At 56.0% G+C, this 20,304-nt stretch carries 16 protein-coding genes; 12 read left to right on the top strand and 4 right to left on the bottom strand.

What is annotated here, in order from left to right; genetic code table 11:
• Positions 1 to 136: 136 nt before the first annotated feature.
• Genes DXD16_RS05455 through DXD16_RS05465 form a run of 3 tightly spaced genes read left to right on the top strand, consistent with a single transcriptional unit; the run spans position 137 to position 1,619 of the window.
• Positions 137 to 724: a hypothetical protein gene (locus tag DXD16_RS05455; protein ID WP_117655387.1), complete on the top strand. Its 588-nt coding sequence runs from the start codon at positions 137 to 139 to the stop codon at positions 722 to 724.
• Between the two features lie 55 nt (positions 725 to 779).
• Positions 780 to 1,214: a hypothetical protein gene (locus DXD16_RS05460; RefSeq protein WP_117655388.1), complete on the top strand. Its 435-nt coding sequence runs from the start codon at positions 780 to 782 to the stop codon at positions 1,212 to 1,214.
• 15 nt (positions 1,215 to 1,229) lie between these two features.
• The gene (locus DXD16_RS05465; RefSeq protein WP_147326455.1) at positions 1,230 to 1,619 is read left to right on the top strand and encodes a hypothetical protein; all 390 of its coding nucleotides are present in this window, start codon (positions 1,230 to 1,232) and stop codon (positions 1,617 to 1,619) included.
• 156 nt (positions 1,620 to 1,775) lie between these two features.
• On the opposite strand, the gene DXD16_RS05470 is transcribed toward DXD16_RS05465, so the two are convergent.
• Both DXD16_RS05470 and DXD16_RS05475 read right to left on the bottom strand, forming a co-directional pair.
• Positions 1,776 to 4,040 carry a S8 family peptidase gene (locus DXD16_RS05470; RefSeq protein WP_117655390.1) on the bottom strand — a complete coding sequence of 755 codons (2,265 nt, stop codon included), beginning with the start codon at positions 4,038 to 4,040 and terminating at the stop codon, positions 1,776 to 1,778.
• Between the two features lie 2 nt (positions 4,041 to 4,042).
• Positions 4,043 to 5,071 (bottom strand): AAA family ATPase, encoded by a 1,029-nt coding sequence (locus DXD16_RS05475; RefSeq protein ID WP_117655391.1) that lies wholly within the window; start codon positions 5,069 to 5,071, stop codon positions 4,043 to 4,045.
• A 1,207-nt stretch (positions 5,072 to 6,278) separates the two neighbouring features.
• Here DXD16_RS05475 and DXD16_RS05485 point away from each other — a divergent pair.
• The 4 genes from DXD16_RS05485 to DXD16_RS05495 all read left to right on the top strand — a co-directional run bounded on the left by DXD16_RS05485 (position 6,279) and on the right by DXD16_RS05495 (position 9,482).
• The gene (locus tag DXD16_RS05485) at positions 6,279 to 7,379 is read left to right on the top strand and encodes an ATP/GTP-binding protein (RefSeq protein ID WP_117655393.1); all 1,101 of its coding nucleotides are present in this window, start codon (positions 6,279 to 6,281) and stop codon (positions 7,377 to 7,379) included.
• 2 nt (positions 7,380 to 7,381) lie between these two features.
• Positions 7,382 to 8,200 carry a hypothetical protein gene (locus tag DXD16_RS10195; protein WP_147326456.1) on the top strand — a complete coding sequence of 273 codons (819 nt, stop codon included), beginning with the start codon at positions 7,382 to 7,384 and terminating at the stop codon, positions 8,198 to 8,200.
• Between the two features lie 13 nt (positions 8,201 to 8,213).
• Positions 8,214 to 8,393 carry a GH32 C-terminal domain-containing protein gene (locus DXD16_RS05490; protein WP_233502627.1) on the top strand — a complete coding sequence of 60 codons (180 nt, stop codon included), beginning with the start codon at positions 8,214 to 8,216 and terminating at the stop codon, positions 8,391 to 8,393.
• A 96-nt stretch (positions 8,394 to 8,489) separates the two neighbouring features.
• Positions 8,490 to 9,482, top strand: a complete 993-nt coding sequence (locus tag DXD16_RS05495) for a PLP-dependent transferase (protein ID WP_158551604.1) — start codon at positions 8,490 to 8,492, stop codon at positions 9,480 to 9,482.
• 225 nt (positions 9,483 to 9,707) lie between these two features.
• Here the strand turns inward: DXD16_RS05495 and DXD16_RS05500 are convergent, their stop codons facing one another.
• Positions 9,708 to 10,055 (bottom strand): winged helix-turn-helix domain-containing protein, encoded by a 348-nt coding sequence (locus tag DXD16_RS05500; RefSeq protein WP_117655395.1) that lies wholly within the window; start codon positions 10,053 to 10,055, stop codon positions 9,708 to 9,710.
• 193 nt (positions 10,056 to 10,248) lie between these two features.
• Here DXD16_RS05500 and DXD16_RS05505 point away from each other — a divergent pair, with 193 nt between their 5' ends.
• Complete coding sequence (locus DXD16_RS05505; RefSeq protein ID WP_089571691.1) at positions 10,249 to 11,760, top strand: IMP dehydrogenase; 1,512 nt, start codon at positions 10,249 to 10,251, stop codon at positions 11,758 to 11,760.
• Between the two features lie 370 nt (positions 11,761 to 12,130).
• Entirely contained in the window at positions 12,131 to 14,707 is a 2,577-nt protein-coding gene (leuS, locus tag DXD16_RS05510) for a leucine--tRNA ligase (protein ID WP_117655396.1), read from the top strand.
• A gap of 104 nt (positions 14,708 to 14,811) precedes the next feature.
• On the opposite strand, the gene DXD16_RS05515 is transcribed toward leuS, so the two are convergent.
• Positions 14,812 to 15,384: a hypothetical protein gene (locus DXD16_RS05515; RefSeq protein ID WP_117655397.1), complete on the bottom strand. Its 573-nt coding sequence runs from the start codon at positions 15,382 to 15,384 to the stop codon at positions 14,812 to 14,814.
• A gap of 370 nt (positions 15,385 to 15,754) precedes the next feature.
• Between DXD16_RS05515 and rimP the strand changes: the two genes are divergently transcribed.
• The 3 genes from rimP (at position 15,755) to infB (ending at position 20,304) form a co-directional block, all read left to right on the top strand.
• On the top strand, positions 15,755 to 16,249 hold the full coding sequence (rimP, locus tag DXD16_RS05520; protein ID WP_117629483.1) for a ribosome maturation factor RimP: 495 nt from the start codon (positions 15,755 to 15,757) through the stop codon (positions 16,247 to 16,249).
• A 1-nt stretch (position 16,250) separates the two neighbouring features.
• On the top strand, positions 16,251 to 17,498 hold the full coding sequence (nusA, locus tag DXD16_RS05525) for a transcription termination factor NusA (protein WP_117629484.1): 1,248 nt from the start codon (positions 16,251 to 16,253) through the stop codon (positions 17,496 to 17,498).
• A gap of 91 nt (positions 17,499 to 17,589) precedes the next feature.
• Positions 17,590 to 20,304: a translation initiation factor IF-2 gene (infB, locus tag DXD16_RS05530; protein WP_117629485.1), complete on the top strand. Its 2,715-nt coding sequence runs from the start codon at positions 17,590 to 17,592 to the stop codon at positions 20,302 to 20,304.

A 20,304-nucleotide genomic window follows, 5' to 3' on the forward strand; every position in this document is an offset into this window, starting at 1 on the left:
CGAACAGCCGATCGTGTCAAATTTGGTCTAACAGAGCCAAAGAAATTGTGAAGCCATTGAAAGGGTTAGTTATGCTGGCGTTTATGAATATGAGGTTCCTGAAACGAGGAGTGCCTTTCAGTCGGCAATTATTGCTTTGAAATATGTTGCTATTGCGGGACGTTGCCTTAATCGACAGCAGGTAAAACTAAAGGAGCCGCTTAAGGCGACTGTTAGAGAACAAATCTACTACGCAACTGGCGCTGCTCTCAATTTGCTTTTAGAAGCGGTTGATGATTCCTATGACGAAATGGTCGAAGATGTTGTTGGCCAGCTAGATTCTCCGGAAGAGGCTAGGCCAAAAATTAGAAAGTTATTATCTATGGTAGCGCTGTCGGGTTGTATCGGACAGCTGGACACGGTAGCGTCTAATGCCTGTGGACCTCTTAGTGTTCTGGGTTTCTCCAAGATTATTGACGAAAGCGATTTTTACTCGCTATTTATGCTCGCGCTATATCTGCGGTCGAACTCCGAGAAGGAGTTTTGCAACGTAGCAAAGAAATCCATTAAGACTGCGCGGGAGCATGTCGCGTGGCCTTTTATTGTGGCGATTACGGTTTTGTCTGCTGGATATATTGTCGAGCATCCTCATATGAGCAAATCTGCACGTCAATCTCTTGTTGATACTGTGTTCAATGGTAATCAGAAAGCAAAGGCGAAATTCCTGAAGTCTGCTCAGGCTTAGATAGTGATGATATGGCTTTGCGTTTGCTTGCCAGTTTACCGAAAGCGGTGATTCCATGTTCAAGGCCAAGTTTTTCTGCTCTGCTATAGGTAATCAGGTTAATGAAGATTACGTTGCAGTTGGGTCGACATATGCTGTGCTACTCGATGGAGCCTCTGGCATCACCGGCACGCGTGTGCTGCCGCATCATTCTGGTTCGGACGCTCAGTGGTTCAGTCATTTTGTTGGCGTCCGCATTTGTGAGTATTTAGACATGTCTCGTGGAATTGTCGATTCCATACGCCTCGCGGTGGAAGATTCGTGTGACTTTATCGGCAAACACGGTTTGACGGACAACGAGGAACTGTTTCCCTCCTCCACGTTGGTGGTGGTCTCTGTTTCAGGCGATTTGGTCGATATTGTCTCCCTAGGTGACTCTCCAGCGTTCATCGGTTTTAAAGACGGCTCGCTCGTGACTATGTCTGATGAGCGGATTGCGGAGCTCGACTAAACAGCAGTGGACGTGATGGTCGATCGCTCGCGTGGCAGAGCAATGACTGGGGTGCAGAAGCGTGCTGCCGTCAACGATATATTGCTTGCGAACCGTCAGCTCAAGAATAAGCCCGATGGCTATTGGATTCTTGATCCGTCTGGGGTTGCCTTGGAGCATCTCAATGTGATGCAGTATCCTGTCGAGGATGTTGATTATGTTTGCGCTATGTCCGACGGGCTGGAGCGCGCATTTGATCTGTTTGGGTTGGCCGATCCTGCGGCGTTTCTCGCTACGGCGACTCGCGAGTCGTTTGATGAGCTCCTTGTACGTCTGCGCGCTGAAGAAAACCTGGACCCAGACTTTGATCATTATCCACGGCTTAAGCTGCACGATGACGCATCGTGCTTTATGTTGCGGCTGTAGGGGATGAGGCTGGCCGCATTTGACTGGCAATTTAAAAGTAATTACTTCTGGTGTATACGTACAAATTAGCAACGAAATGGCTAGAACTGGCCAACCAAGATACGGCAATCAACCTCGGTTGGCCACATAACTAGTTGACTAATTTATGAAAGGAGTTTATTCAAAATCAACTTCAACCTGGCTCTCCTCATAAATATTAAGCTCGTTTTCGACTCTAATGCGGTTGACCTGCCAGCCCAGTGCGTTGCACTGCTGAATGAAAGAGTCGATGCGATTGACTCCGTCGAGCTCGCGAACGGTGATTACGACGGCAAACCTTTGCGGTTCATGGGACCCATCTTGATATCGTGAGGTCTTGCGTATCTTCAAACCCCAGAGAGGGTTTTCATAAGCCTTTTTTGGCCTGCTTCGATTGGTTAGGGAGTCAGATATTGACTTCGTATTGTCCCACTTCTGAAGGCTCTTTCTGGCAGTTTCTTCGTCAGTGTAGTCTTCTTTCTCTCCCTGCGTGTTTGCTTTGAGGGAACTGAGCTTGCCTTTGTTCAACCTTCCAAAATGTAAATCAAGCTCCGTGCAGGTATAGTCAACGCCTTGATCGCGATTGCATTTTGGAAAGTAACAAAGGGTTGCCCGTGCGACAGAAGGATGAGTGTTTCTGACGGCTGGAATCGGTATCTTGTAGTTGTATGTTTCGTAATCGGTGACGGTTCCCGTAATGAGGAACTTAATTTCATCGTTTCTGCTTTTAATTACATCGTTAATATGAATCGGCACTACTCCATAGCCAAGAGAGTTCATATCCGAAGGCTGATTCCAAGATTTTGACGAATCGATCAAGAGTGCCTTCGCTGACTCGCAGCTAAGGTGCATTTTGTAGATGAGATAAGCTGCTTTTCTTGCGACAAGGGGCGCTGCGAGGGATGTGCCCATTTCCTTTTTTGGTCTGTCGCTCCCATAGCAGTTGAGCGGTTCGTCTATATCTCCACCATAGTATGAAACATCGGGCTTATGCTGAAAATGGAGCACAGGACCTCTCCGAGTATATGAAGCGGGAGTTTTATCACGCCTTACCGAGTTGACTACGAGAGCGTTGACGGAGTCCGCTGGAGACCCTATTCGATCTGTTGAGCCATCGTGATTGTTTGTGCCGGCAACGACAAACAGAACATCATATTCTGCCTGCAATTTATCCAGTAGGGCGGCTTCGGGTGATATTGAATTGTGGTCGATGGATTCATCAGATCCAAGAGACAGATTCCAAACCTTGATGCCTGGGTTTTCACTCAAAATTTTACGCAGCATCGTCATAATGGTGAATGAGCTGTAGTTTCCGCCAGTTGCTACTCCAAAATGCTTGACCCTAAAATTGCCGCATCCGTCTTCCAGCCATGGGTTGCATCTCGGTCCATCGATAATTAGTGAATCGACAGATGTCCCATGAGAGGTGTCGGAAGGTCTTATTTCAACATCCTCAGGGAGCATCGACTTGTATTCAACCCAATTGTGGAAGTAAGGCAAACTTTTTTGTTCGTACGCAGTATCGATAACACCGATCACGGGTTCGGTTGAAGGAAATAGCGGTAGATTGCTTTCCCGCATTACCGTTTCAGAGCTGGCCCGTATTGGGGTATAGGAGGATAAATCGTTTATGCTCATTGCTACAAGGTATGGAGCCTTGCTTGTTAGCTCGTAGTATTGCTCTTCTGAAAGTTGTACGGTGTTATCGAGGATATCGGCTGCGGCAACGTTGAGATCGAGTTTTTGCAGCAGTGTTTTGATATCAACTTCTGTTCGGTAAAGAGTTACTAACGAGTTCGTTGGAGCCGTCGACGTTGTCTTGGTATGAACGGTGGGTGCATCGCTAATATATATTTTCTCGACATAGTGGCAGTCTCGTATTAGCTGAGAAAAGGCGCTTTTACTGATAATGGTCGAGTAGTCTCGTTTCCATTTTTTTGATTCAACTGAATCCTTTTCATCCCAAAGACTGCTCAATTTGTTCTTGTCAATGGATCCTGAGAAGTGGTTATCCACAATGCGGGCAGCTTCCCTCAGCTCATTTATCGTTGAAATTATAGTCTCTTTAGGCACGTAATGAGTCATTACGTGCCTTGCGCGGGGAGTATCGATATCTAGATAGCGAGCGCCCCTAATGGTTGCCTCGGGTTCTTGGCCTATCCCGCCCTTGAGGAGACGTCGGACTCTGTTGCTCTTTGCGACGATCTGCCTGTATTCGATTGATACAAGTATGCTCTTAATTAAAAATTCGCCACTCCATTCTTCAAGGAGCGTTTCTAGAGATGTGCCTAGCCGTTTGATTTTCGTAGAAGTGACCTTAGCTTTTGCGGGAAGCGACGGAGCTCCCGGCCCAGACGCGCCCTTTGTTTCGAAGGCACCTGAGAGACGAAGCAAATCATTCATGATTATCCTTTCAGGTTTCTGGCGATGGTGCTCCTGGATATTCCTGTCAATGCTTCAATTTCCCGAAGCGTAAACCCCTGTTTTCTTAGAACTTCAATGTCGACCTTATCCATGTCGTTTAGTTGGAGATACAGCCTGGTTAGATAGTCGGTCTCGACGGTTGGATCGGAAAAGGCGATTGAGGTTTTTATGATGTTCTTCAATTCTCCGGGATTGGGAATTGAGATACAGGTATCAAATATTTTTTTCAAAGTCCGAGAATCATATTTTATGAAGTCGTAGCGTTTGCTTTGTGACTTAATGATCAGCAGGGCTATTTCTGCCAAGTCCTCATGGCTGTATTTGTCAAAGTTAATTTGTGCGTCAAATCGGCGCAAGAGTGCCTTGTCAAGCTTGTCGTGAAGATTCGTTGTTGCAATTATGTTTGCGCAACCGTCAAGCCCATCGAGCTCTTTAAGAAGAGAACTTGTCGCTCGTCCCATTTCACGAACATCGTTTTGCCCAATCCTATCGAGAGCGAGCGCATCGATTTCGTCAAATAGAAACAGAGATTCCGAGCCGGTGTCTTTGATCTCGCTAAAGACCCTGTTGATGTTCTTGGACGTTTCGCCCAATTTGCTATCGATAATGAGATTGAAGTCAACAGAAAAAAGCTTCTTTCCCAGTATTCTTGCGATCTGTTTGACTGTTTCGGTTTTACCGGTTCCAGGGGCGCCGTAGAAAAGGACGGTATTGATTCCCATGTTTCTGTTTAGGGCGTTTATCAGTCCATGTATTTCTTGGGAGATGCATTCGGGAAGGGGTAGAGGATCGTTGTTTATAACGACCTGCTGTAGGTACTCATAAGGCTGCTCAAGCGTTTGAGGTATAAATGTCCTCGTCTGAGCGAGAAGACTCATTATATAGCCCGCGAGATCTCCATAGCCGGTATCTTCGAATTCCTTGGCGATACGCGAGGCGGTTTCATTGAAAGCGACTTCGTTGTCCTCTGAATGGAAGCGGATTAAATCAATTATATCGGCACGTTTCATGGCCTCTCCTTTCTAGGAGAATTATAACATGAGACAGAATGAGACAAACGTATAAAATATTGAATTGACTTTGAGAACCTCATACGTTATGGTACAGATGTTCGTAGCGATTCGTTGAAAGGAGGGAAGTATGCCTGTCCATCACGGCGGTAAAGTCGGTGCGGCTGCCAAAAAGCTTGCAAGCTCCAGCTCTAGCTCAAAGCAGAAGTCTTTGGCAGCAAAGACTTTGGTCAAGCACCAAATCGCGAAGCATCGCTAAGCAATGCGATATCTCTTCGAAGGAGGTGAAGGAATGTACGTGACAATTACTATCCCCAAATACCGCGTTACCAAGACCGGACGTCTGGTAAAGGTGGGGAGTACTACCAAAAAGGTTCACGTGAAGAACCGTTAGTGGTCAGGCCCTAGAGGCTGACTAAGGCCTGACAAATAAATGACTGCGACCAGTCACTTTTATCTTAAGGGGTATTCGGGCTTCTTTCAAGCTCGGGTACCCCTTAGGTGTTTCTCGCTTGTGTGCTTGTGTGCACACCTGTCCTTTATAACGATAGGCCTCTCATGAGTAATAATAAACACGTTGAAGAACGAGTGGGTGAGGGCTTGTGGGGCAGAAGTGAGTAATCGCCCTCATCGACAACGTCAATATTGCGCTTAAGAACCGTCCACTCGCATCTAGAATATTGGTGTTCGGCACCGCGATATTCTCATCGGCATCGCCCGCTGGTGCGTTCCGGCTGTCCATGCGGCCGAGACCAAGGAGGTACAGCATGGCGAGAAGGATATGAGCCAAGATGCCACTCAGATTCTGTGCGTCCGGCCCGTCGCAGAACACGATAGCCCGCGCGGCGCCAGGGAGGTGCTCAACAAAACCGCAGGTCACGATAGTTTTAAACAGCGGTTAGGTCGACCGATCTCAGGTTTTCACCAAACTTTTGGAAACGCCGAACGGAAGTATGCGGCAAATTTCGGTACCCTCGAGCACACCGCTTTTTTCATGAAAAGAAACCGCTGGTAGAAGCGTTGCCGCTTTCCAGTGTGGTCGGCATGTCTAGTATTTGCAGCATACTTCTGGTTTGAGCGGCTCTCGCAGTAGGTTTTCATGGTTCGGATGGGCTTTGGTTACACGACTTTTCCCGCAGTGACGTAATTGATGCAGGTCTCCTATCTCTTGCCGTAATATAATTACGGCAAGAGATAGGAGACTCTCATGCTTAAGCGTTTTACTGTTGATGGCTATAGGAATTTTTCGACTCGGGTTTTATTTAATTTTGCTGCTTCTCGTGATTACCAGTTTGCAGAAAATAACGTTAAAAACGGAACCGTGAAAACCGCACTTTTGATCGGCAGAAATGCGTCTGGTAAATCGAATTTCGGTTCAGCTTTATTCGACATTACACTCGGCTTTCCAGAGGCATTCGATTATTCTGACCAGGATGATCGTCTGTTTTTGAATGCTGATTGTGGGCGAGGCACGGCACAGTTCACTTATGTCTTTGAATTTGACGGTCGCGAAATCAATTACAGCTATGAGAAGACTTCTCCGACTACTTGGCTTCATGAGAGCCTATCGATTGATGAGAGTCTCATTTTCGATTTCAATAACGCACGCGGCGTTTTCGAAGAGAACCATCTTGAACGAATTGGTGCTGCTGGGATCAATTTTGAATTCTCCGATACTTCGTTGAGCCTTCTTTCATATATAACGAGCAGTCTTCCAACTAATGTTTTAGGCGTCTTGGCGGAGTTGCGACGATTTGTCTCGCGCATGAGGCTGATTCGCATGGACTTTTTTCGATTAAAAGGGTTTGAAACAAGAAGGGTGATCGACAAGATCATACGCGAGAACAAAGTTGCGGAATTCGAGTCATTTATTCGCAATTTTGGAGTCGATGAGTCTCTGATCGTTATTAAAGAGTCCGACGGCTCGCCTGTTCTGTATTTCAATCACCCTATTCGATGCATCCCGTTTGTCGAGGCATGTTCTAGCGGTACAAGAACCCTGGTTAAGTTGTTCTCTGAGCTTGAGCTTAACGAGTCGGCCAGTTTTTTGTTCATAGATGAGTTTGACGCTTTTTGTCACTTTGAGATGGCAGAGAGCCTTTTGAAGTTCTTTGCTTCAAAGGCATCGTGTCAGATTCTGTGCTCGACCCACAATACCTCGCTTGTTAAGAATGGCGTAATGAGGCCTGACTGCGTTTATCAAATCTCTGCAAAAGGGGGCATTCGAACTTTGGCCGATTCCACCGATCGCGAGTTGAGGCTTGGCAACAACATTGAGAAGCTCCTCCGTGCCGGAGAGTTTGACTAGTCATGAACAATGCGTCCGTAAAGAACGTCCTGCTCATTGTCGAAGGTGCTAAACGCGAGCCGCAGCTGATGGAGCGCATGTTTGATTCTTTTAGCCTCGCAGATGATCATCAAATTGTTCATGTCGAGATTAATGTTCATGACTTTCTAGACAAGCTCTTTCAAGAATACGGTTGCGATTTTGAGGCCGTTGATCTTAGGTCCTTTGTTGCCGAGCTTCTTCCGGATAAAGATGATGCGACAGAGCTTCTCGAATCCAGTTTTACTGACACCTTGCCCATATTTGACTTAGATCCTCAGGACAATCGGCACGATTTTAAGCGGCTTGAGCTAATGCAAGACTATTACTGCGATAGTACTGATATGGGTCAACTATATCTAAGCTATCCATCGGTTGAAGCATATCGTGATTTTGATCCCCTGAAGTATCGCTCTCTGGATGACGCCCTTGTTCCTTCAAATGTGATTTTTGGTCAGCGATCTTATAAGGACTGGGTTGCCAGGAGGGGAGATTCGCTTGCGGATATTGGGCGTATTGATGGTTTTACATTTGCTTGCATTATTGCCGTCCATGCCCTGAGGTCGCTTTGGTTAACTAATGAGCAGGTGATGCCAATTGCAAATGAGCCTCTGGCTGACTTAGCTGCGACCGTGGCGGGAATCAATCATTCTGAACTTCTGCTCAATGAGATTGATCGTCTGAACAATGATTCATTTTGCGCATGCTGCACCTGCCTTTTCTTTATTGCAAATTGGCCTAAGAGGCTTAACGACGTTTGGAACAAAGCGATTAAGAGGGGTTTGGGTATTCGATTGGTTTAAAGAGGGTCGTACCGTGCGTTGGGAGCCCGTCGACGAGGTTCGTAACGTGCGCATTGTTGGCGATGTCTCGTCGGTCGAGGTGTTTGTGAACGATGGTGCGCTTGTGTTCTCGACGCGCATCTATCCCGAGGCCTATGGCGTGACCGTTGACGCTTCGGGTGCGAGTGTGACCTATCACACGCTCGATATCTAGGCGATTCGTTGCCTATCGGCGCTATACTGCAGCCGTTGCCCACGATGCGGGGAACACCCGCATCGTGGGTTTTTGCTTATGAAGGGACGGTGCCGCGTGGACGTACAGCAGCTAGAAGAGGCCTGGGCTTTGAGGGCCGGCGCGCGTGAGGCGCGATTGGTTGCGGCCTCGCATGTGCCGGCGGCGCTGTCTCTGTTGGGGGTTGTACGTCCCGGCGATCGCCTGGTTGTGTTTGCCGATGACTTTGCCGATGCGTTTGCGCGCGGCTTTGATGGATGCGGCGTGGCTATGGTGGGGGAGCCGTCGGTTGCGGCGTTTACTGCTGCGTCCGAGGGCTTTGATGCTTCGTTTGAGGTCGAGGGGCCGCACCTGTGGTGGTTCGTCAACTCTATTGGCGGGTTTGGATTGCGCGTGCCCGATCTGCGCGCGTTAGGACGTGCCGCGCGTGAGGCTCATGCGCTGCTCGTGGTGGATAGCACCGTGGCTGGTGTCTTTGGGTGCGATCCGTTGCGCTTGGGTGCCGTGCTGTCGCTCGAGGCACTTGACCGCGTGTGCGCCGGTGAGGCTCCGCACAAGTTGGTTGCCATATCGGTCGCGCGCTCGCAGCTCAAGCGCCATCGTGTGGATGCTGCTGCCGAGTGCGCGCATGCTCTGCTTGAGGGCTGTGGCTTGGTCAAACTTGATTTGCCTGCTGATGAGGCCGGTGTGCTGGAGCGCGGGCTGGACTCGCTCGATGCCCGCATGCAGGCACATTTCGACCGCGCACGTGCGCTGGCCGAGTACTTGGCTGCCAATGAGATGGTGCACGCCGTGCGCTATCCTGGACTGAGCTCGCATCCCGACCATGCGGTTGCAACTGGAATCCTCGAGCACGGCTTTGGTCCGGCAGTTGAGTTTGACCTTATCGAGCGCAGTGCGGGCGATTTGTTCGATGCTTTGCCGGGGGAGTTTCGCACATCGCCCGCCGGCGGCGCAACGACGCGACTCTCTGCTCCGCGCGGCAAGCAGGGGAGCACCATTCGCCTCTTCGCTGGTACCGACGACCCCCTGGTTGTAGCGTCCACCCTGGACAACGCGCTCCGAAAGTAACTAATCGGGGTGTGTGTCACGAAAACGGCCTATTTACTACGTTTAAGCCATAGGGGTCGACCATACCCGCCTATTTCGAAAATTGCCAAGCTGTCTACCAGCGGTTTTATTTTCATAATGTCCGGTATGGTCGAGGGTATTCAGCTAAACGTAGTAGATGGGCCCGTTTTGTGGCACGAGCCTCAATCCGAGGGCACGGTGGACAACAATTCAGTCCCAAAAGGACTACTCTGCATTGATGCTGGCGATGAGGTCGCTGGCTTTGGTGGCGATGACGTTGTTGATGTCGGTCTGCAGCTCCTCGTAGACCGCTATGGCTCGCTCGCCGGCGGGGGTGAGGGTGGATCCGCGGGCGCCGTCGCGCTCGATGAGCTTGCAGCCCAGCTGCCCTTCAGCCTCGTTTACGATGCGCCATGCCTTGGAATACGCCATGCCCATGCTCTTGGCGGCACGGTTGAGCGAGTGTTCGTGGGCAATACCCTGCAGCAGCAAGACGCAGCCGTGGCCGAACACGCCCGGCAGGTCTTTGTCGCACGCTTGAATGACCAACTTTGCCGTCGTCTTGTACTTCATACGCTCCACGTCTCCCCGCTAAAGTGTTTGCTGGGCAAACGCAAAGCCTGCGTCAAACCCTCGTGTGCTCTTCTTAAATCATGCATTGTAGCAGTCAAAGTGCGTTAAGATACTTCCCCAGTATTGGGCGCCCAAGGTTGGGCTGGGTCCTATGAGGCCTGCAGCCGACCGGTCGCATGGAAAAAGGAGAAACATGGCTACGTTCTTTCCCGGTGAGTCCCACACGTTTTCGGAGTATCTGCTGGTCCCTGGCTATTCGTCCTCGCAGTGCATCCCCAACAACGTCTCTCTTAAGACGCCGCTAACCCGCTTTAAGCGCGGTGAGAAGCCGGCAATCACCCTGAACATCCCCATGGTTTCCGCCATCATGCAGTCCGTCTCGGGCGTCGACATGGGTGTCGCGCTCGCTACCGAGGGTGGCCTGTCCTTCATCTACGGTTCTCAGACCCCCGAGTCCGAGGCTGCTATGGTTAAGGCCGTTAAGGATCACAAGGCCGGCTTTGTTCAGTCCGATTCCACGCTGACCCCCGACATGACCATGGAGCAGGTCATCGAGCTCAAGGAGAAGACCGGTCACTCCACCATGCCGGTTACCGATGACGGCACCCCCAAGGGCAAGCTCCTGGGCATCGTCACCAGCCGTGACTATCGTCCCAGCCGCGATGACCACCAGAAGAAGGTCTCCGAGTTCATGACCCCGCGTGAGCAGCTCATCGTGGGCGACAAGAACATCAGCCTCAAGGTTGCCAACGACGTCATCTGGGACAACAAGCTCAACGCCCTGCCCATCGTTGACGACAACGATCACCTCATGGGCATCGTCTTCCGCAAGGACTACGACAGCCACAAGACCAACCCCAACGAGCTGCTCGATAACGACAAGCGCTACATGGTCGGCGCCGGTATCAATACCCGCGATTATGCCGAGCGCGTGCCGCTGCTCATCGAGGCTGGTGCCGATGTCCTGTGCATCGACTCTTCCGAGGGCTTCAGCGAATGGCAGAAGCGCACCATCGAGTGGATCCGCGCCAACTACGGCGAGGACGTCAAGGTCGGTGCCGGCAACGTCGTCGACGCTGAGGGCTTCCGCTTCCTGGCCGACTGCGGTGCCGACTTCATCAAGGTCGGTATCGGCGGCGGTTCCATCTGCATTACCCGCGAGACCAAGGGTATCGGTCGTGGCCAGGCCACCGCGCTGATTGACGTCTGCCGCGCTCGCGACGAGTACTACGAGGAGACTGGCGTCTACGTGCCCGTGTGCTCCGACGGCGGTATCGTCTACGACTACCACATGACGCTCGCCCTTGCCATGGGTGCCGACTTTATGATGCTGGGCCGTTACTTCGCCCGCTTCGACGAGAGCCCGACCGAGCGCGTCAACGTGAACGGTCAGTACATGAAGGAGTACTGGGGCGAGGGTTCTGCGCGTGCCCGCAACTGGCAGCGCTACGACCTGGGCGGCGCCGCGAAGCTCAGCTTCGTCGAGGGCGTTGACTCCTATGTTCCCTACGCCGGCTCCCTCAAGGACGGCGTGGGCGGCACGCTCTACAAGGTCAAGTCCACGATGTGCAACTGCGGGGCCCTCTCGATCCCCGAGCTCCAGGAAAAGGCACGCCTGACCCTGGTCAGCTCCACCTCCATCGTCGAAGGCGGAGCCCACGACGTTGTCGTCAAGGACTCCCAGCAGTCTGTGTCTTATCGATAAGCGGCTTTCCCAGGCACCGCATCTTGCCGTTCAAACCGTCGCTTGCGTACCTAAGTACGCGGCGCTCCTCTTTCACGGCAACCTGCGGCACCTGGAAAACCCGTTGTTTCTAGAACGGGTTGCACATAAAGGTTGAGTTTCAACCACGTTATTTAGATAAAGCGAGATGCCTGCAAGTCGCAGGCATCTCGCTTGTTGTATTTGCTATCATCAGTCGAGTCAACCTTAGGGTCGGGCGGCTTAGCTTTGTTCGCTACAAGTTCCGCACGCAAAGAAGAGCACTTGATGTGCTCTTCGTCTTGCGCAGGACTGTCCGCAGTAGCGAATAAAGCTAAGCCGACCGACCCCATTAAAGATTAAAGGAGCTGATATGTGCGATTGCACAGATCATAAGGATGAGATCCCTGCCTACGACGCGCAGGCCATTGAGTCCAAGTGGATGAAGGCCTGGGAGGACTCCAACCTCTTTGCCGTCGACACCGACGCCAGTAAGCCTAAGAAGTATGTGCTCGAGATGTTCCCGTATCCGTCGGGCGACCTGCACATGGGCCACGCGCGCAACTATACCATCGGCGATGCCATGGCCCGTCAGGCCCGCATGCGCGGCTACGACGTGCTGCACCCCATCGGCTTTGACGCCTTTGGCCTGCCCGCCGAGAACGCCGCCATCAAACACAACACGCAGGCTGCCGCCTGGACGTATAAGAACATGGACCAGGCGCTCGCCACGATGAAGCGCATGGGCTTCTCCTACGATCTGGATCGCATGGTCAAGACCTGCAGTCCCGATTATTACCGTTGGGGTCAGTGGATCTTTGAGAAGTTGTGGGAAAAGGGCCTGGTCTACCGTAAGAAGAACCCGGTCAACTGGTGTCCCACTTGTAAGACCGTTCTGGCCAACGAGCAGGTCACCGAGGGTAAGTGCTGGCGCTGCGGCACCGAGCCCGAGAAGCGCGACCTGGAGCAGTGGTACTTCAAGATTACCGATTACTCCCAGGAGCTGCTCGACGACCTGGAGAAGCTCCCCGGCTGGCCCGAGCGCGTCAAGCAGATGCAGGCCAACTGGATCGGTCGTTCCGAGGGCGCCGAGGTCGACTTTACCCTGTGCGACCAGGATGGCGAGCCCATCGAGGGCGACGAGGGTAAGATCACCGTCTTCACCACGCGAGCCGACACGCTCTTCGGTGTCTCCTTCTTTGTCCTGGCTCCCGAGTACGCGCGTCTGCACGAGCTCGTCGAGGGTACGGAGTACGAGGAGGCCGTGACCAAGATCGTCGAGGACTCCAAGCATATCTCCGCCGTCGAGCGTGCCCAGGGCACCCTCGAGAAGCACGGTGCCTTTACCGGCCGCTACGTGGTGAACCCGGTCAACGGCGAGAAGGTCCCCGTGTGGGTTGCCGACTACGTCGTGGCCGACTACGGCACCGGCGCCGTCATGGCCGTTCCCTGCGGCGACCAGCGCGACTTTGAGTTCGCCCGCAAGTACGACCTGCCGATCGTGCCGATCATCCTGGACGATGACGACCGTGCTGCCGTCGAGGCCAACGGCGAGACCATCGATACCTTCCATGCCGAGACCGTCGACTGGGATTGCGCCCACGCTGCCGAGGGCACGCTCGTCCAGTCCGGCAAGTACACCGGAATGCGCGGTGGCAAGCACTCCGAGGGCGAGGCTGCAATCGTGGCCGACCTCGAGGCCATGGGCTGCGGTCGTCGCAAGGTCGAGTTCCGTCTGCGCGACTGGCTCATCAGCCGCCAGCGCTATTGGGGCAACCCCATCCCGGCTATCCACTGCGAGCACTGCGGCATCGTGCCCGTGCCCGAGGATCAGCTGCCGGTGACGCTGCCCGAGAACCTGGACCTGGGTGCCGGCGAGACCCTCGCCGAGTGCAAGGAGTTCTACGAGACCACCTGCCCGGTCTGCGGCCGCCCGGCCAAGCGCGAGACCGATACTATGGACACCTTCACCTGCTCCAGCTGGTATTACCTGCGCTATACCGACCCGCACAACACCGAGCTGCCTTTCTCCCGCGAGGCCGCCGACCGTTGGATGCCCGTCGATAACTACATCGGCGGCATCGAGCACGCCATTCTGCATCTGCTCTACAGCCGCTTCTTTACCAAGGCGCTGCGCGACCTGGGTCTGCTGAGCGTGGACGAGCCCTTCACCAACCTGCTGTGCCAGGGCATGGTCAAGGACGAGAACGGCGACACCATGTCCAAGTCAAAGGGCAATGTCGTGCCCCCGAGCTCGGTCATCGAGCCCTACGGCGCCGACACCATGCGTTTGGCGATCCTGTTTATCGCCCCGCCCGAGAAGGACTTCGACTGGGACCCCAAGGCCGTCGAGGGCGCCAACCGCTTCATCAAGCGCGCCTGGCGTATCGTGTGGCAGCTCGTCCAGTCCGGCGACGCCAACGTGGCCTTCGACAAGTCCGCGCTCGACGAGGTTGCGATGAAGCTCTATCGCGAGCGTCACCGCACCATCGCCAAGTGCACCGAGGACTTCGATCGCGGCCAGTTCAACACCGCGATCTCGGCCGTCATGGAGCTCGTCAACGCGGCGAGCGCCTACCTCAACGCCACCGAGGGTACTGACCGCGACAAGGCTCTGTGCTACGGCGTGGCCAAGGACATCGTGAGCGTCCTGGCGCCCATCTGCCCGTTCTGGGCCGACGAGCTGTGGCACGAGGCGCTCGGCTGCGAGGGCAACGCCTACACCGCCGCCTGGCCCGAGTTCGACTTGGCCGAGTCCATCGAGGACACGGTGCAGATCGTCGTTCAGGTGCTCGGCAAGGTCCGCGGCCGCATCGACGTGGCCCGCGATGCCTCCAATGAGGAGATGCAGGCTGCCGCCGAGGCTGCCGTCGCCAAGTGGCTCGAGGGCAAGACGGTCGTCAAGGCCATCTGCGTGCCCGGCAAGCTGGTCAACCTGGTGGTCAAGTAAGCGCTGCGCGCTTAGCTGACACATAAAAGACGAGGGGCGATCCGGTTGGGTTGTCCCTCGTCTTGTGTTTTATGCCCTGCTTTGTCATTGCGTCGCACCCTCTTCTATGGGATGTGTACTAGGTCCCTAAAGTAAACGTTGCCCGTTGCCTCTTCGAACATCCAAATGTTGAGGTAGACGTCGTTGAGGTCGTTGTTCGCATTAAAGTCCGGATCGTCGAAGGTGCCCACAAAGGTGAGCATGGCGCGCGTTTCCTCGCCCGCTGCGACCTGCTGGCGCATGCGCACATCGCGGACCACGCCGTTGACGTAGGCATAGGAGTCCACATCGCCAAACATCATGTCGACACCGGTGTTGTTGGTCACCGTAAAGACGAGCGCGGCGTCGCCGTAGCCGTCGGCGTCCTTGCCCACGCAGGTAACATGGACGTTCTCGTCTGCCTCAAGGTCGATGGGGAACTGTTCTTGAGGGTCGGGACCTAAGCCCTGGGGATCGTCGATGTCATCGTCTATTTTGTCGAAGCTTACCGGGGGTTCGGTTTTCTCGATGGTTTTGGTGCTGCCGAGTTCCGGTTCGCATGGTCCGGTTTTACCATCGATGTTGTTGCAGCCCGTCAGAGCGAACGAACAGGCAGCTACGACGAGCGCGGTCGCGCAGAGGGTGCCTAGGCGTTCCATGGATCCTCCTTGCCGTAGAGATACTGGAAGGTTGTGTGGTCAATGCGTGCGGCAGGCTTTCTCGCTACAGAATGCCTCTCAGCTCTAGTCTGGCCGATGTGCGCCCAGGGATGGAATGCCCATAGGGCCCGATTCGGTCGGCACGCTGGGACGCATGGCCCGTTTTGGGACTGTTGAGGGCGCGCCGCATGGGGTTCCTCGGTCAATTGTCCTATTCTTGTGGAGAACCTGTGCGCACGCTGACCTGCAGATTCGTACTGTGCTTGCGCGTTTCCGCAGCTATTGGTATAGTTTGCTTGCAAATGAAGTTGTAATTGAAAGAAGTGGGGTTTCGGCCCCGCTTCTTTTTTGTATGGATGGAGGTGCCGCAATGGTCAAGACCAAGACCGAGCAGGCGATCATCGACGCGCTCGAGGCCGTCGCTCCCCAGCACGATGTCGACATCGTCGACGTCGAGCTCGTGGGCGCCACCAAGGCCCCCTGCGTGCGCGTGCGTATCGAGGGTGCCGAGGGTCAGAGCCTGTCTCTCAACGACGTCACGGCCAACACCAAGTGGGTCGGCGATGTGATTGAGGAGCTCGACCCTATCTCTTCGAGCTATACGCTTGAGGTGTCGAGCCCAGGCATGGCGCGCCCGCTGCGCCGCCCGTGCGACTTTGCCCGCTTTGTGGGCGAGAACTGTGAGCTCACCTCCACCGCCACTGAGGGCCGTCGCAAGTACGCCGGCAAGATTGCCGCTGCGACCGAGACCGACGTGACCCTCGAGCTCGAGGACGGCGAGTCCGTCACCCTCGATTTCTCTGATGTTAAAAAGTGCAAGTTGAAGCCCACCTACGACTTCAAGCCCGCGAAGGAAGGAAAGTAAGATGGCAGCATCCGACATGATGTCCGCCCTGATGGAGCTTTGCCAGGAGAAGCACATCGACCAGCTCTATCTGATCGACCGCCTGGAGCAGTCGCTCGCCAAGAGCTATGCCGAGATCCTGCATCTTGAGTGGGGCGCCAAGGTGACCATCGACCGCACCACCGGCAAGATCTACGTCTACCGCCTGGAGCCGATCGACGATTCCATGGACGAGGAGGGCAACTTCACCGAGTTCGAGGAGATCGACGTCACCCCCAAGAACACGAGCCGCATCGCCGCCCAGCACGCCAAGGCCGAGATCAACGCCATCGTGCGCAACTCCGCTCGCGAGCAGATCTACGAGGAGTTCTCCGGCCGCATCGGTGACCTCATCAGCGGCACCGTGCTGCAGTCCACGCCCGACTTCACGATCGTCAAGATCCGCGAGGGCGTCGAGGCCGAGCTGCCGCACTTCGACCAGCGCCGTTACGAGAACGAGCGCAACGAGCGCCCGATGGGCGAGCGCTACCTGCACAACCAGCACATCAAGGCCGTGATCATCGACGTACGCGACCCCAACTCCAACCTGCAACCGGTTCGCGGCGAGCACAGCCGTCCGCCGATTGTCATCTCCCGCACCCACCCCGAGCTCATGCGTCGTCTGTTTGAGCAGGAGGTGCCCGAGATCTATGAGGGCACCGTCCAGATCAAGTCGATCGCCCGCGAGCCCGGCCAGCGTTCCAAGGTAGCCGTCCACTCGCTCGACGACCGTCTGGATCCCGTGGGCGCCTGCGTCGGCCCCAAGGGCAGCCGTGTTCGCGCTGTCGTGGGCGAGCTCCGTGGCGAGCGCGTCGACGTCATCCTGTGGGATGCCGATCCTGCCGTCTACGTCGCCAACGCCCTGTCGCCTGCCAAGGTCACCCGCGTCCTCATCGACGAGGAGAAGGCCTACGCCGGCGTCATCGTGCCCGACGACCAGCTGTCCCTCGCCATCGGCAAGGAGGGCCAGAACGCCCGCCTCGCCGCGCGCCTGACCGGCTGGCACATCGACATCAAGTCCGAGACGCTTGCCGCCGACATCCTCAAGAACGTTCCCGTTCACGAGGAGCCCGCCGCCGACCTGATCGGTGACGAGGAGGACGAGGACGTCCGCCGCTGCGAGTACGTGTCCGAGGACGGCGTCCAGTGCCGCAACCAGGCTCGTCCCGGCTCCCGTTTCTGCGGTGTCCACGACACCGACGCCTTCGATGATGCGGAGGACCTGATCTAGCGCGCGGTCGCGCCGGGCGGGTCCCGGCGCGTCTCCCACGCTCGTTCAGTCTCTAGGCACCCAAGGTGCCAGAAAGGGTAGGTGAAGTCATATGGCAAAAGTCCGTGTGTCCACCCTGGCCAAAGAGTTCGGCATGACCTCCAAGGAACTGATGGGTCATCTCGCCGAAATGAAGATTCCCGCTAAGTCCGCGTCCTCCACTTTGGAGGACGCCTATGTCGCCATGGTCCGCAAGCAGCTCGCCTCGGTGATCGAGGCCCGCGCTCAGGAAGTCGAGGCCGCCAAGCAGGCCGAGGAGCAGGCAGCTGCCGCCGAGGAGGCCGCTCGCGCCGCCGAGGCCGAGCGCGAGCGCATCGCCGCCGAGAAGGCACGCGAGGAGGAACGCCGCCAGTTTGCCGCAGCCCAGGCTGCCGAGGAGGCTGCCCGCGCCGAGGCCGAGGCCAAGAAGAAGGCCGAGCAGGAGCGCCTTGCTCGCGAGAAGGAGGAGGCTGCCCGCGAGGCCCAGCGCCGCGCCGTTCCCGCTTCCGACTCCGGTTCGCGCTTCCGTTCGCTGCTCGACCAGATCGCCGCACAGGAGACCGTGCTCAAGGAGAAGAAGGACGCCGAGGACAAGGCCAAGGCCGAGCGCGCCGCCGAGCGCGGTAACCGTCGTGGCGGCAACAATGACCGCCGCGGTGGCCGCCGTAACGATCGTAACGCCTCCGACAACAACTCCGAGCGCAACGCCTCCGAGAGCCGTCCGCACAGCCATCGCACCAACGCCAGCAACAACGTCGCTGCCGGCATGGACTTCCCCAACCCCGATAAGCAGGGCAAGGGCAAGAAGCGCAAGGGCGGTCACAACAACGAAGAGGACCACTACAGCCGCATGGCTCGTGAGGCCGAGGAGTACAGCCGCGAGAAGGTGCTCGAGGAGGCTCGTGCTGCCGTCGAGGAGGCCTCTCGTGAGTCCACCGGTCGCCGCAAGAAGCGCAAGGAGAAGCGTGAGCGCGAGGCTGCCAAGGCTCAGGAGGAGCGCAAGATCGAGGAGGCATTGGCCCAGGGCGTGAACCCCGAGGAGCTCGACGCCATCAAGGTTTCCCAGGGCGTTACCGTCCAGGAGCTCGCCGAGGCGCTCGACGTTCCGGCCAACGACATCATCAAGCGCCTGTTCCTGCTGGGTACGCCGCTCACCATGACGCAGTCCATGTCCGACGACCTCGTCGAGCTCGTTGCCGACGACCTGGGTCGTCAGATCAAGATCATCACCCCCGAGGAGGAGAACACCTTCTCGTTCTACGACGATCCCGCCGACCTTAAGCCGCGCGCACCGGTCGTCACCGTCATGGGCCACGTCGACCACGGCAAGACGTCGCTGCTCGACGCCATCCGTCACACCGGCGTTGCTGCCGGCGAGGCGGGCGGCATTACGCAGGCCATCGGTGCTTCGCAGGTCATGATCAACGACCGCAAGATCACCTTCATCGATACCCCCGGTCACGCCACCTTTACGGCTATGCGTGCCCGTGGCGCCAAGGTGACCGACATCGTCATTCTGATCGTGGCTGCCGACGACGGTGTCATGCCCCAGACGGTCGAGTCGATCAACCACGCCAAGGCCGCCGGCGTACCCATCGTCGTTGCCGTCAACAAGATCGATAAGCCCGGCGCCAACCCCGACCGTGTGCGTCAGGAGCTCACCGAGTACGGCGTCATCCCCGAGGAGTGGGGCGGACAGAACATGTTCGTCAACATCTCGGCCAAGCAGAAGATCGGTATCGACGATCTGCTCGAGACCGTGCTGCTCCAGGCAGATGTGCTCGAGCTCAAGGCCAACCCGGACACCTTTGCCTCCGGCAACGTCCTTGAGGCCAAGCTCGACAAGGGCCGCGGCTCGGTCGCTACTGTGCTCGTGACCCGCGGTACCCTGCACGTGGGCGATACGCTTGTCGCCGGCCTCACCTACGGCCGCGTCCGCGCCATGCTCGACCCCAAGGGCCGCGCCGTCACCGAGGCCGGTCCCTCCGACGCCGTTGAGATCCTGGGCCTGCAGTCCGTGCCTAACGCCGGTGACGAGTTCCGTGTGTTCGAGGACGAGCGCGAGGCTCGCGCCCTTGCCGACGAGCGTTCGCTCAAGGCCCGTATCGAGGAGCAGAGCCGCGTCAAGCACGTCACGCTCGAGAACCTCTTCGAGACCATTGCCGACGCCGAAGTCAAGGAGCTCAACCTGATCATCAAGGCCGACGTCCAGGGTTCCATCGAGGCCCTTCAGGATTCGCTCGACAAGATGGATCAGTCCGAGGTTCGCATCAACACGATCCACTCCGCCGTTGGTGCCATCAACGAGACCGACGTCGTCCTGGCCGACGCCTCCAACGCCATCATCATCGGCTTTGGCGTCCGTCCCGACGGTAAGGCCCGCTCCGCCGCCGAGCGTGAGGGCGTCGAGATCCGTTGCTACGACGTCATCTACAAGTGCCTCGAGGAACTCGACGCTGCCCGTATCGGCATGCTTAAGCCCACCGAGGTCGAGGTCTCCACGGGTACCGCGACCGTCCTGGACACCTTCAAGGTGCCCAAAGTCGGTATCGCCGCCGGTGTCCGCGTCGAAGAGGGCGAGATCGCCGCGACCGATTCCGTGCGTCTGGTGCGCGACGGCATCGTGGTCTTCAACGGCAAGATCGCCTCGATGCGCCACTACAAGGACGAGGCCAAGAGCCTCAAGAGCGGTTCCGAGGGCGGCATTGGCCTGGAGAACTTCCAGGACATCAAGCCCGGCGACCAGATCGAGGGTTACCGCATCGACCAGGTTGCCCGTACCGAGTAG

This window comes from Collinsella sp. TF11-5AC, from assembly GCF_003436775.1.
Classification (GTDB): Bacteria; Actinomycetota; Coriobacteriia; order Coriobacteriales; family Coriobacteriaceae; genus Collinsella.